The 11,694-nt window shown below is 65.6% G+C and carries 12 protein-coding genes and 1 pseudogene; 8 read left to right on the forward strand and 5 right to left on the reverse strand.

Features of this window, described 5'->3' with window-relative positions; all coding sequences use genetic code 11:
* From JHC57_RS17705 to xth, 6 genes and pseudogenes are all read left to right on the forward strand, one after another.
* A pseudogene (locus JHC57_RS17705) lies at nt 1-352 on the forward strand (glutamine-synthetase adenylyltransferase); the annotation flags it as partial.
* Nucleotides 349-813, forward strand: a complete 465-nt coding sequence (locus tag JHC57_RS17710; RefSeq protein WP_294031671.1) for a peroxiredoxin — start codon at nt 349-351, stop codon at nt 811-813. The pseudogene JHC57_RS17705 and the gene JHC57_RS17710, both read left to right, overlap by 4 nt.
* Nucleotides 813-1,604 (forward strand): ferritin-like domain-containing protein, encoded by a 792-nt coding sequence (locus JHC57_RS17715; RefSeq protein WP_294031673.1) that lies wholly within the window; start codon nt 813-815, stop codon nt 1,602-1,604. Before JHC57_RS17710 ends, JHC57_RS17715 begins: the two co-directional genes overlap by 1 nt.
* A gap of 188 nt (nt 1,605-1,792) precedes the next feature.
* Nucleotides 1,793-2,425 carry a M23 family metallopeptidase gene (locus JHC57_RS17720; RefSeq protein WP_294031674.1) on the forward strand — a complete coding sequence of 211 codons (633 nt, stop codon included), beginning with the start codon at nt 1,793-1,795 and terminating at the stop codon, nt 2,423-2,425.
* Nucleotides 2,426-2,516: 91 nt separating this feature from the next.
* Nucleotides 2,517-2,858, forward strand: coding sequence for an iron-sulfur cluster insertion protein ErpA (gene erpA / locus JHC57_RS17725; RefSeq protein ID WP_294031676.1), 342 nt, complete (start codon nt 2,517-2,519; stop codon nt 2,856-2,858).
* Nucleotides 2,859-2,898: 40 nt separating this feature from the next.
* Entirely contained in the window at nt 2,899-3,669 is a 771-nt protein-coding gene (gene xth, locus JHC57_RS17730; RefSeq protein WP_294031678.1) for an exodeoxyribonuclease III, read from the forward strand.
* Between the two features lie 131 nt (nt 3,670-3,800).
* On the opposite strand, the gene JHC57_RS17735 is transcribed toward xth, so the two are convergent.
* The 3 genes from JHC57_RS17735 to JHC57_RS17745 form a co-directional block, all read right to left on the reverse strand.
* Nucleotides 3,801-4,922, reverse strand: a complete 1,122-nt coding sequence (locus JHC57_RS17735) for a DUF1501 domain-containing protein (RefSeq protein ID WP_294031679.1) — start codon at nt 4,920-4,922, stop codon at nt 3,801-3,803.
* Between the two features lie 3 nt (nt 4,923-4,925).
* On the reverse strand, nt 4,926-6,353 hold the full coding sequence (locus JHC57_RS17740) for a DUF1800 domain-containing protein (RefSeq protein ID WP_294031681.1): 1,428 nt from the start codon (nt 6,351-6,353) through the stop codon (nt 4,926-4,928).
* Nucleotides 6,354-6,417: 64 nt separating this feature from the next.
* Nucleotides 6,418-7,584: an N-acetyltransferase gene (locus JHC57_RS17745; RefSeq protein WP_294031682.1), complete on the reverse strand. Its 1,167-nt coding sequence runs from the start codon at nt 7,582-7,584 to the stop codon at nt 6,418-6,420.
* A gap of 117 nt (nt 7,585-7,701) precedes the next feature.
* On the opposite strand from JHC57_RS17745, the gene JHC57_RS17750 reads away from it, so the two are divergent.
* Nucleotides 7,702-8,826: a fatty acid desaturase gene (locus tag JHC57_RS17750; protein ID WP_294031683.1), complete on the forward strand. Its 1,125-nt coding sequence runs from the start codon at nt 7,702-7,704 to the stop codon at nt 8,824-8,826.
* 21 nt (nt 8,827-8,847) lie between these two features.
* Here the strand turns inward: JHC57_RS17750 and lptG are convergent, their stop codons facing one another.
* On the reverse strand, nt 8,848-9,948 hold the full coding sequence (gene lptG / locus JHC57_RS17755) for an LPS export ABC transporter permease LptG (protein WP_294031684.1): 1,101 nt from the start codon (nt 9,946-9,948) through the stop codon (nt 8,848-8,850).
* The gene (lptF, locus tag JHC57_RS17760) at nt 9,948-11,156 is read right to left on the reverse strand and encodes an LPS export ABC transporter permease LptF (protein ID WP_294031686.1); all 1,209 of its coding nucleotides are present in this window, start codon (nt 11,154-11,156) and stop codon (nt 9,948-9,950) included. The genes lptG and lptF overlap by 1 nt, the downstream gene beginning before the upstream one ends.
* A gap of 131 nt (nt 11,157-11,287) precedes the next feature.
* Here lptF and JHC57_RS17765 point away from each other — a divergent pair.
* Nucleotides 11,288-11,694, forward strand: a 407-nt coding sequence (locus JHC57_RS17765) for a DUF2141 domain-containing protein (RefSeq protein WP_294031687.1), incomplete at its 3' end; no start/stop codon positions are given.

Here is an 11,694-nt window from a genome sequence, read left to right on the forward strand (position 1 = left end):
GGGCGGACCGGGCGGGCTCGTCGACCTCGAATTCGCGATGCAGGTGACGCAGCTTGCGAGCGGCCGGTGCCACGACCCGAATATTTCGGCGGCGCTCGCGTGCATGAAGGCGGAAGGACTCGCTCCGCAAGAGATCATCGATGCACACGGGTTGCTCGCGCGCATGCTCGTGATGCTGCGCCTCACCGCGCCCGACGGCGAGCCGCGGACCGCCGCCGCCCGCCAGCTCGTCGCCAGCCAGTGCGGGGAGCCGGGCTGGCCGCAACTGCTTGCCGCGCACGACATGGCGCGGCAGGAGATCGCGAACTGGTGGGCCTCGATTCGCCCCGCACAACAGGAGACAAAGCCGTGACCCTCGCAATCGGAGACGCCGTTCCCGGCGTGACGCTTCTCGACGCCGACGGCGCGGCGATCGATCTCGCCGCGATGAAGGGCGCCCCGCTGGTCGTCTATTTCTACCCCAAGGCCGACACGCCCGGATGCACGACCGAGGCGCAGGATTTCACGCGCCTCGCGCCCGAATTCGCGCATCTGAACGCACAGGTGCTGGCGGTATCGCGCGACGCGCCGGCGAAGCTCTGCAAGTTTCGCGATAAATACGGCCTGACCGTCCGCCTCGCATCCGATGAGGATGGCGCGGCGTGCGAAGCCTTCGGTACCTGGGTCGAAAAGCAGAATTACGGACGCACCTATATGGGGATCGAGCGTTCGACCTTTCTGTTCGGCCGCGACGGCAAACTTGCGAAAGAGTGGCGCAAGGTGCGCGTGAAGGGCCATGCCGACGCCGTGCTGGAGGCTGCAAGGGCCCTCTGATGCAATCGCTGGGCGAAGCCGCGCGCGCGGTCCTGCTGACGCCGGACCCGCACGACAAGCGCCGGGCGGCACGTGGCCTCGCAAGGGCCTGGCGGGGCGGGGAGCTTGCGCATCGTTGCGATGTGCCGATGCCCGACCGGCCGGCGTGGCCCGCGAGGCCCGAGCTCCTCGCTCCCGGCCAGATGCCGCGCCGCCGCAAGGGCGGATCGGAGCGCGGCCGGATCGCCTTGATCCATGCGCTCGCGCATATCGAGTTCGTCGCGATCGACCTCGCGGTCGATCTGGTCGGCCGTTTCGGCAATGAATTTCCGCGTCGATTCGTCGACGACTGGATCGGCGTCGCGGCCGACGAGGCGATGCATTTCGCGTTGCTCGACCGGCGGCTGCGCCAGCTCGGCAGCTCTTATGGCGCGCTTCCGGCGCACGCCGGGTTATGGGAATCGGCGCAGTCCACCGCAGACGACGTGTTGGCACGGCTCGCGGTCGTGCCGATGGTGCTCGAAGCGCGGGGGCTGGACGTCACGCCCTCGACGGTCGAACGCTTCCGCGCGGCGGGAGATGAGGTTTCCGCGAAGATTTTATCGCGTATTTACAACGACGAAATCCGCCATGTGAGCGCCGGCACAGTCTGGTTCCGGCAAAAGTGCGACGAAAGGGGATTCAATGTCGTCGAAACGTGGCACGACCTCGTAAAATCGCGCTTTCGAGGCAGTTTGAAGCCTCCGTTCAACGACTCGGCGCGCCACGACGCCGGTTTAACGCAAGAATTCTACGCCGTTATTGCTTCGTAAGGATTGGGGCAGCACACAGGCTTCCGCGGGGGATGAGCAATCATCCAAAACCTGGAAAACACCGGCGCCAAGGCCCTGTTTACGGACTTTGGCGACATGGCAGATGTGGGGTCGTCGTTTTGATTAACACTCTTCTGGCGCAGAAGTTGCACCAAGTCGCAATCGTCTGCGCGGCAGCATGTTTCGGATTGGCCACACCGGCCGCCCACGCTGCCGAAACCAGCGCCGACGCCGGCATTGTCGCTCCCGACGAACCCGATGACGACAGCTTCACCGCTGGCGTCCCGGCTGCGGGCGAAGACAGCGAAGCGCGCGCCATCTTTCAGGCGTGGAAGCGCCTCGACACCGGCCTGACCGCCTCGATCGGCGTATCGGTGCCTTCGCGCCGCCCGATCGAGCAGATGTCGCTGTCATCGTCGTACGGCATGCGCGTCCACCCGGTCACCGGCAAGGTCGCGCGCCACAACGGCATCGACATCCCGGCACCGCACGGCACCCCGATTTACGCGACCGCCGACGGCATCGTCGGCCGCGCCCAGCGCCTCGGCGGCTATGGCAATTATGTCGAAGTCGAACATGGCAACGCGATCCAGACGCGCTACGGCCACATGTCCTCGTACATCGTGACCCCGGGCCAGTCGGTGAAGAAGGGGCAGGTCCTCGGCTATGTCGGATCGACCGGCCGTTCCACCGGCAACCACCTCCATTATGAGGTCCGCATCGAAGGCGCACCGGTCAACCCGATGCCGTTCGTTCGTTCGGACCAGATGGCGATCGCCGCGATCACGGGCAAGAATGTCGCGATGGGCGGTCCCGAATAAGACAAGTTTAAAGGGTCGGAGAGGAGGGGCGCCAGGCGGAAGACCGTCGAGGCGCCCTTTTCTTTTGGCCCGCAGATCCTATCTAGCGGTCATGGCCACGCAGCTTACCGAAATCACCCTGTCGTCCGCCGCTGCGGCGCGCGTCCGCTGGATCGCCGATCGCAAGGGCGAGAGCGAGGCCGCGCTGCGCCTCGCGGTCGATGGCGGGGGCTGTTCGGGCTTCACCTATCGCTTCGGCCTTGCCGAAAGCATCGACGCCGATGACATCGTCACCGAAACCGATGGCGTGAAGCTGGTGGTCGATCCCGTCAGTATCGATCTGGTGCGCGGCTGCGTCGTCGATTTCGTCGATTCGCTCGGGGGCTCGTCGTTCAAGGTCGAAAATCCGAACGCCGCCTCGGGCTGCGGCTGCGGATCGAGCTTCTCGATCTGACGCCTTTCACAGCGGGCCGCTTGCTGCCATAGAAGCGGCCATGAAAATTGCGACCTTCAATATCAACGGGATCAAGGCCCGCCTGCCGCGCCTCGTCGAATGGCTCGAGGAAACGCAGCCCGACGTCGCCTGCCTGCAGGAACTGAAGTCGAGCGACGAGACGATGCCGACAAAGGAGATCGAGGCGGCGGGCTATGGCTTTCTCTATCACGGCCAAAAGGGCTTCAACGGCGTCGCGATCCTCGCCAAGGGGACGGAGCCGGTCGAAATCCAGCGCGGCCTGGAGGGCGAGGCGGAGGACGAGCAGTCGCGTTATCTCGAGGCCGATGTCCACGGCCTGAGGGTCGGCTGCATCTATCTTCCCAACGGCAACCCCCAGCCGGGTCCGAAATTCGATTACAAGCTGCGCTGGATGGCGCGGCTCCGCGAGCGCGCGAAATTTCTCCTCACGAGCGAAATCCCGACTGTCCTGACCGGCGACTATAACGTCATTCCGCACGACGACGATGTGTGGGACCCGCGCGCGATGTCGACCGATGCGCTGATGCAGCCCGATTCGCGCGACGCATGGTTCCGTTTGCTCGGCGACGGCTGGACCGACGCGATCCGAAGCCGCCATCCGGCTGGCGGCGTCTGGACCTTCTGGGACTATCAGGCGGGGGGCTGGCAGCGCGATCACGGTTTCCGGATCGACCATCTGCTCCTCAGCCCCGCGCTCGCCGACCGGCTGGTCGACGCGGGCGTCGACAAGGATCACCGTGGGCGCGAGAAAGCCAGCGACCACGCGCCGACCTGGGCGATCCTCGCGTAATTTCTTCCACTGATGCGGAAGGCGGCACCGGCCCGCTCCCCCACCCGGCCTCCCCAACGATAGTAACCTAGGGAGGCCGGGTGGGGGAGCGGGCCGGTGCCGCCCTGTTTCGGCTACGCCGAAAACAGCCGTCAGACGTCGGGGTAGAGCGTCGTCATCACCCGTTTCGGGTCGAGCGCATAATGATGCGCGACGGCGCCCGCGATCACACTCTCGAGGCTGCGCGTCGGCTTGAGATCGCGGCCCTCGTAGCGCGCGGCGGTGCCGAGCCCCGGCCAGTCGGCCGACACCTTGCCGCCGGCTTCCAGTCCGCCGCCCAGCAGCATCGCGGTCGAGGCGGTGCCATGGTCGGTGCCGCCGGTGCCGTTGACCTCGACCGTGCGGCCGAATTCGGTCGCGACGATGACGAGCGTGTCGTTCCACGCCGGACCGAGCCCCGTCTGCAGCGAACCGATCAACTGATCGAGCCCGCGCAATTGCGCCGCGAGGCGCCCGCGCTGGCCGCTGTGCGTGTCCCAGCCGCCGGTTTCGACCATCATCACGCGCGCGCCGTCGGCAGGAACCATCAGCGACGCGGCGAGCTTGCCGAGTTCGGCACCGTTGCGGCCGTTATTGCCGCCGATATCGCTCGCCAGTTCCTGCGTCTTGACCGCGCTGTCCCACAGGGGGTGGAGCAGCGGGTCGTTGGCATACATCGCGGTCAGCCGCGCGATCAGGTCGGCGTCGGCCTGCGGCAGGCGGCTCGGCGCATAGGTGCCGACCTGCACCGTGCCGCGCAGCGCGAGCGGGACCGCGGGGGCGATCGCGATCGCGTCGCGCTCGGCGGCGGGGAGCAGCGTGAGCAGCCGCCCGACCCAGCCGTCGTCGCGGCCATAGGGACGCGATCCGCCGCCCTCGAGCATGTTCTGCCCGTCGAAATGCGACCGGTCGCGATAGGCGGTCGCGACGGCGTGCGCGAAATGCGCCTGCTTGCCGGTGTAGAGGCCTGCCGTTTGCGCGAGTGCCGGGTGCAGCATGAACATGCCATCGAGCTTTGCGCCGCCCGCGGTCTCGTCGGCCATCGCGCGGCGCGCGGCGGCGAAGGCGGGATCGCCCGTGGGCGCAACGGTCGCCAGCCCGTCTGCGGCGCCGCGCTGGATGATGAAGACGAGGCGCCTGGGCGTGCCCGCGGCGGCATAGGCGAAGCCCGGGAGGGTGCCCGCGGCGGCGACGGTGATGCCCGACAGGATCAAGGATCGGCGTGAGAGGATCATCGTCTATCTCCGCAAAAAGGCCGGGCTGGCGAACAGCATCGCGAGCCCCTGACCGGGACTGTCGGCGCGCGCGATGGCCTGACTCGTTTCGGGGGTAAGCGCATCGGCGAGGACGAGCGGGGCGAGCCGGCGCGCATCAGCGCGGTCGCCGATTCGACCGGCGATGCGGCTTGCGAGTTCGACGCGCTGCATCAGCGCCGCCGACCCCGCCCACGTCGCGACCATATCGTCATAACCCTTGGGCGATCCGGGGCGCCACACCGGCTGGCCGAGCTGTGTAAACATCGCGGCGATATTCTGCCGCTGGCCGAGGCCGGGCGTCCTGAGCGCGCGCAGCATCGACACGGTCCAGTCCCACGGCGATTTGAACATTGCGGATTCGGCGCTCCATGGCTCGGGAGAGGCGACGAGCGTGCGATAAAGCGAGGAAAGGTCGCCGCCGGTCTTTTCGAAATCCTGCGCCAGCCGGTCGACCAGCTTCGCCGGCGGTTCGTCGCCGGTGAAATGACGCGCGAGTTTGGTCGCGATATGGCGCGCGGTCGCGGGATGCACCGCAAGGTCGCGGAGAACCGCTTCGGCCTGCTTCGCGCCGGGCTGGTCATAGCGTTTGCCGAGGATCGTCTGCGCCCCCGGCTGATGCAACCGCTCGACGAACAGGGTTTCGCCCGGCCGCGCGTCGGCGGGCATCAGCCGCTGGCCGACGCCGCGCCCGAGCCCCGCGACGGTCAGCCCGGTCAGCACCTTGGCAAAACTGGTCACATCGGCCTGCGTATAACCGGTGCGCACCCCCAGCGTGTGCAGTTCCATGATCTCGCGCGCGAGGTTTTCGTTGAGCCCCGGTACCTGGCGGTTGCCGCGGCTGCGCACGCGCGTCGCGAACGCGCTGTCGGGTCCGAAGCTTTGCGCCTGGTCGAGAAAGAGCAGCATCGCGGGGTGATGGACCGCTGCGGTCAGGAGGTCGGCGAATTTGCCCATGACATGCGGGCGGATCGCTTCATTCTCGTAATTGCCCGCGAAACCGACGACCGTCTGCTTGTCGGCCGATATCGCGAAATGATTCGCCCAGAAATGGACGAGGCGCTCGGCAAAGGGTGTCGGCGTCGCGATCGCGGCGGCAAGGCGCGCGCCCGTCGCTTCGGCATAGTGGCGACGGAAACCCGCGCGCGCCATGCGCTGAATCGCTTCGCCCGTCGTCTCGCCGCCGTCCATCGCGGCTTCGTTCACCGCGCGGCGCATCGCCTGCCGTTCGTCGCGATATTCGGCGTAGGCGGTCGCGATAGCCTCGCGCCCGGCAAGTCCCGCGAGTGCCGTGGGCGCCGGATCATAGTCGCCGATCTGGCGCGTCAGCCAGGCTTTCGGATCGTCGATCGGCGGGTCGTCGAACCGGCGGCCGAGCCCGAAGCGATTGGCGGCAAGATACTGGACTGCCATGACAAAGCCTTTCCATGCTCCCAACGCACGGTGGCGGCGATTTGTCGCAAAGCTATCCCAGCGATCAGAGCATTTTGTCGTAGATCTGATACACCCGGTTGACCTTGGCCTCGATCGCCTCGGCGACCGCATTCATCCCCTGATTGTCGTCGAGGACCCAGCCGATGTCGCCATGTTTGGCATCATAGTCGCGCACGGCGTCGCGGCGGATGAACTCGATCATCATAAACGCCAGGGTGCTCGCCATCCGGCTGTTCTGCAGCTTTTTCGCGACGCCCATCAACGGCACACGCAGGATGCGGCTCTTGGGTCTCCGCAGCCACCAGAGCAGCCGCGCCCAGTTGAAGGGCAGGAGGGAGCCGTCCATGTCGATCAGCAACTGGTTGATGTTCGGCAGCACGATCATGAAAGCGACCGGTTCGCCGTCGAGTTCGGCGACGCGGATCAGGTCCTCGAAGACGATGTCCTTCAGCTTCTTGCCGACATAGGCGATCTCGCTGTCGGTCAGGGGCACGAAACCCCAATTGTCGGACCATGCGTCGTTCAGCAGGCCCATGATCAGCTTTGCCTCGGCGTCGAAACGGCGCTTGTCGACCTTGCGGATGCGGATCCGCGCGTTCTTCTCGCCCGCCGCGACGATGCGGTTGACCAGCGGCGGAAAACCGTTGTCGATGGCGACCGAATAGTTGAGGAGCTGCTTGACGGGCGCATAACCCGCATTCTCTATCCAGCCGCGATAGAGCGGGCTGTTGTGGCCGAGCATGATGGTCGGGGGCTCGTCGAAACCCTCGACCAGCAGGCCGGGTTCGTCCCAGATCGAGATCGACAGCGGCCCGAGCGCGCGCGTCATGCCTTGCCCGCGCAGCCAATCCTCGGCCGCGGCGATCAGCGCTGTCGCGCTATCCTCATCCTCGGCCTCGAGCAGCCCCCAGTTGCCGGTTCCGGGTCCCATGCCCTGCTCGGCGGGCTGCGCGAGCGCGAGTTCGTCGATATGCGCCGAGATGCGTCCGATCGTCCGGCCGTCGCGTCGCGCGAGGAAATATTGCGCCTTGCCATGCTCGAACCACGGATTCTTGCCGGGGGTGAGGAGGCCGTAAACCTCGCCCTTCAGCGGCGGGACCCACGCCGGATCGCCGCGGTTGAGGCGAAAGGCGAGCTCGACGAATTCGCGTAAATCATTCTTGTTCTTGACCGGGAGGATCGTGATCGGGCCGTCCGAATGTCCGCTCATACTGGTTTCCTGAAATGCCAACCCTATATTTGTGGCGACGCATTAGGGCATAGATGGGGCGCTGGCGACCCGCATTCGGCCATTTTGCTGCCACGAAATCATGGTGAAGAGCCGGACATGTTAGCGATGAACACTCTTGTCGATCGGCTGTCGACCCCGTTGGCGGCACCGGTCCCCCCGTCGGCGGATGCCGACAAGATGCCGAAGTCGGCGATTGCCGACGATATGGCGATGATCCGCGCGGCTTCGGAACTGACGCGCGATCTCGTGCAGCCGAGCGCGCGCATCTACTGGACCGACATGCTGGTTTCGGCTTTCGTCGGCTATGCCGGCATCGCGGCGGCGATCCTCGCGCCTTCGACCGTGTGGATGCTCGTCGCGGCGGTCATTTCGGTCGTCGCGCTCTACCGTGCCGGCAGCTTCATCCACGAGCTCACCCATATCCGCAAGAATGCGCTGCCGGGTTTCCGCCTTGCATGGAACATCCTCGTCGGCGTGCCGATGCTGATCCCGTCCTTCATGTACGAGGGCATCCACAGCCTGCACCACAATCGTACCAAATATGGCACGGTCGACGATCCCGAATATCTGCCGCTCGCGCTGATGAAGCCGTGGACGGTACCCTTGTTCGTCGTCGTCGCGGCGTTCGCGCCGATCGCGCTCGTCTTCCGCTACGGCGTGCTCACCCCGCTGTCGTTCCTGATCCCGCCGCTGCGCAAGGTCGTCGTCGAACGCTATTCGGGGATGATCATCAACCCGCTGTTCCGCCGCAAGCCGCCCGAGGGCGAGTTCCGCCGCCAGTGGGCGTGGCAGGAAGGCGGCGCGTGGGCGTGGTCGACGCTGCTGATCGCCGCGGGCGTCCTTGGCTGGGTGCCGCTGCGCGCACTGGTCATCTTCGGTGCGATCGCGTCGGCGACCTTGGTGCTCAACCAGATCCGCACGCTCGTCGCGCATCTCTGGGAAAATGACGGCGAAGTGCTGACCGTGACCGGCCAGTTCCTCGACAGCGTCAACGTCCCGCCGCCGGGGCTGCTGCCCGAGCTGTGGGCGCCGGTGGGCCTGCGCTATCACGCGCTGCATCATCTGCTGCCGGGCGTGCCCTATCATTCGCTCGCCGAGGCGCACCGCCGCCTGAAGGACGCGCTGCCTGCGGACTCGCAATATCATGGCGCGAATTACGACAGCCTGCCGAAGCTGGTGATGAACCTTGTTGCGGGGTCGGCGAAGGGTGGGGTGGCCTGAAGACGCTCCAGCCGACCCGACTTATTCCTCGGTCCTGATCAAAATCATCTCGCCGATCAGCGCGAAGAGGATGAACGGTCCCCACGCCGCGAGGAAGGGCGAATAGGCGCCGAGATCGCCCATCGCGAGCGCGAAATTGTCGGCGACGAAATAGGCGAAGCCGAGCCCCATGCCGATGATCGCGCGCACGAACAGCTTGCCCGAGCGCGCGAGGCCGAACGCCGCGACCGCGCCGAGCAGCGGCATCAGTATCGCCGAAAGCGGTCCTGAAATCTTGTGCCAGAGCACGCCTTTCAGCGCATCGACGGGCCGTCCCGCGGCCTCGAGGTCGGCGATCGCCGCCTTGAGCTTCAGAAAGGGCAATTCGTCGCCGTCGACCTGTGCGAGCGTGAACTGGTCGGGACGCACATTCTTCGCCGCGACGATCGTGCCGAGCGGCTCGAGCGTGCCCGAGCGGCGCAGGAAGCGCCGCGCATTGGTCAGCTCCCAGCCGCCGCCGGCAACCGCGCGCGCGCTGTCGGCCGACAGCATGGACGACAATACGCCGCCGGTGCGTTCATAGATGGTCACATAACCGAGCGTGATCACCGGGCCGCTGGTATCGACCGTCGTCGCGTTGATCAGATCGTCGCCGTCGCGGACCCAGATGTTGGTGCGGATACCGCTGTCCTTCGGCACCTTCCTGTATTCGACCTTCTGCCACGCGCTGAGCGCCGCGGTCGATCGGGTGACGATGCGTTCGTTGAAGGCGAAGCTGATCCCCGCGACGAGCAGCGCCGCGAGGAACAGCGGCGCCAGCACCTGATGCGCCGACATGCCCGCCGCCTTCATCGCGATGACCTCGCTGTTCTGGTTGAGCGTGACCATCGTCAATATCGTGCCGAGCAGCACCGAAAAGGGCAGGAAGGTCTCGACGATCTGCGGCAGGCGCATGCCGACGTAGCGCCACACGTCCGAATCGCTGTTGCCCGCGACCGCGAGAATCTTGCCGCTTTCGCCGAGCAGGTCGAGCGTCTGGAGGATCAGCACCAGCGCGAAGAGGATCGAGAAGGAGCGGACGAGGAACAGGCGGCCGACGTAGAGCGCCATCGTGCGCGACGGGAAGAAATGGAGTTGATGCATCAGTTGATCCGTGGCTTGCGCTGGAACATCGCGAGCATGGCACGAATCTTCTGCGCCGCCTTGGCGGCGACGCGCTCGAGTGCGCCGATCGGCTGGCCGCCGGGAACATGCGCGACCGTGTAGTACATCCAGATCGCGAGCGCCGCGAAGAGCAGATAGGGCACCCACAGCGCGATCAGCGGATCGATCGTGCCGCGTGCACCCAGATCCTCGGCATATTGGTTGATCTTGTGCTGGGTCACGAGCAGCACGATCGACAGGAAGACGCCCAGCGACGATGTCGATCTTTTGGGCGGAATGGCGAGCGCGATCGCGATCAGCGGGATCAGGAACATCGACATCACCTCGACGATGCGGAAGTGAAAATTCGCCCGCGATTCGAGCCGTGTCTGCACCGACTGGCTCTGGTCCTTGCCCGCGACGAACAGCTCGGGGATCGTCATTTCGCGGTCGGCGCCGCCGCGCAGGCGGAACGCCTCGATCTTGGGCAGCGGGATCGGCAAATCGTGATTGTCGAAGGTCAGGACGCGGGGCACCGCGAATTTGGGCGATTCATGGATCAGCACGCCCTGCGACAGGCGGAGGATGATCGTGTTCGGATCGTCGGTCGCGAGGAACTGGCCGCGCGCCGCGGTCGCCGACACACGCTGGCCGTCCTTCTGCTCGCCGCGCACGAAGATGCCGCGCAGCGACCGCCCGTCGTTGTAGCTTTCCTCGATGCGGAGCGTCATGCGGTCGCCCAATTTGGTGAACTCGCCGACCTTGATCGAGGCGCCGAGTGCGCCCGACCGCAATTCGAATTGCAAGCCTTCATAGGCGTAGCGCGCGACGGGCTGGATGAAGCCGACGATGGCAAGGTTGAGCGCCGCGAGCGCAATCGCATAGGCATAGGGTACGCGCATCAGGCGCCCGAAACTCATGCCCACGCCCTTCAGGACGTCGAGCTCGCTTGATGTCGCAAGCCTCCGGAAAGCAAGGAGAATTCCGAGCATCAGCCCGATCGGGATGCCGAGCGAGAGATATTCGGGGATGAGGTTCGCAAGCATCCGCCAGACGACGCTGACCGGGCCGCCCTCGGTCGCGACGAAGTCGAAGAGGCGCAGCATCTTTTCGAGCACGAGCAGCATCGCCGACAGGACGAGCGTGCCGAGCATCGGAAAGAAGATGAGCCGCGCGATGTAGCGGTCGATGGCAGGAAGCTTATTCAATCTTTGGTCGCCCCATCACCATGATTTGGCCGCAGTTGTTTCCGATATGCCGATTCAAGGGCGACAGGGACCCATGTCAGCGCGCGTTTGCGAATGCTGGGATGGCTATAGCCTCTGGAGGTTTTGAGGTCATGTCGAAAATGTTTTTCGCCGGGATACTCGCAGCCGGCGCTGCCGGAGCGCTGATTGCGCCCGTCGCGGCGCAGGGCGCCACGCTGGGTCCGGCCGCTGCCCTGTGCAACAGCAATTCCACCGCCGTCCTCGTCGACGTGCGCGGTTTCAAGGCGCGCACGGGTACGCTGCGCGTCCAGATATACAGCGCCAATTCGACCTATCTCGAAAAGCGCAAATGGCTCGAACGCGTCGATGTTCCGGTTGCGAAATCGGGCAATATGCAGGTCTGCGTGCCGGTGAAGGCCGAAGGCAGCTATGTCGTTTCGGTGCGTCACGACATCAACGGCAACGGCAAGTCGGACCGCAGTGACGGCGCGGGCCTGTCGGGCAACCCCGACATGAAGGTCAGCGATTTCATCTTCAA

This window comes from Sphingopyxis sp. (assembly GCF_016463645.1).
Taxonomy (GTDB): Bacteria; Pseudomonadota; Alphaproteobacteria; order Sphingomonadales; family Sphingomonadaceae; genus Sphingopyxis.

Coding starts and splice junctions, on each gene's coding strand:
- JHC57_RS17740 (WP_294031681.1), bottom strand. CDS start 6,353: ATGGCAGTCCAGTATCTTGCCGCCAATCGCTTCGGGCTCGGCCGCCGG.
- xth (WP_294031678.1), top strand. CDS start 2,899: ATGAAAATTGCGACCTTCAATATCAACGGGATCAAGGCCCGCCTGCCG.
- JHC57_RS17745 (WP_294031682.1), bottom strand. CDS start 7,584: ATGAGCGGACATTCGGACGGCCCGATCACGATCCTCCCGGTCAAGAAC.
- JHC57_RS17735 (WP_294031679.1), bottom strand. CDS start 4,922: ATGATCCTCTCACGCCGATCCTTGATCCTGTCGGGCATCACCGTCGCC.
- JHC57_RS17750 (WP_294031683.1), top strand. CDS start 7,702: ATGTTAGCGATGAACACTCTTGTCGATCGGCTGTCGACCCCGTTGGCG.
- erpA (WP_294031676.1), top strand. CDS start 2,517: ATGGCCACGCAGCTTACCGAAATCACCCTGTCGTCCGCCGCTGCGGCG.
- JHC57_RS17715 (WP_294031673.1), top strand. CDS start 813: ATGCAATCGCTGGGCGAAGCCGCGCGCGCGGTCCTGCTGACGCCGGAC.
- lptG (WP_294031684.1), bottom strand. CDS start 9,948: ATGCATCAACTCCATTTCTTCCCGTCGCGCACGATGGCGCTCTACGTC.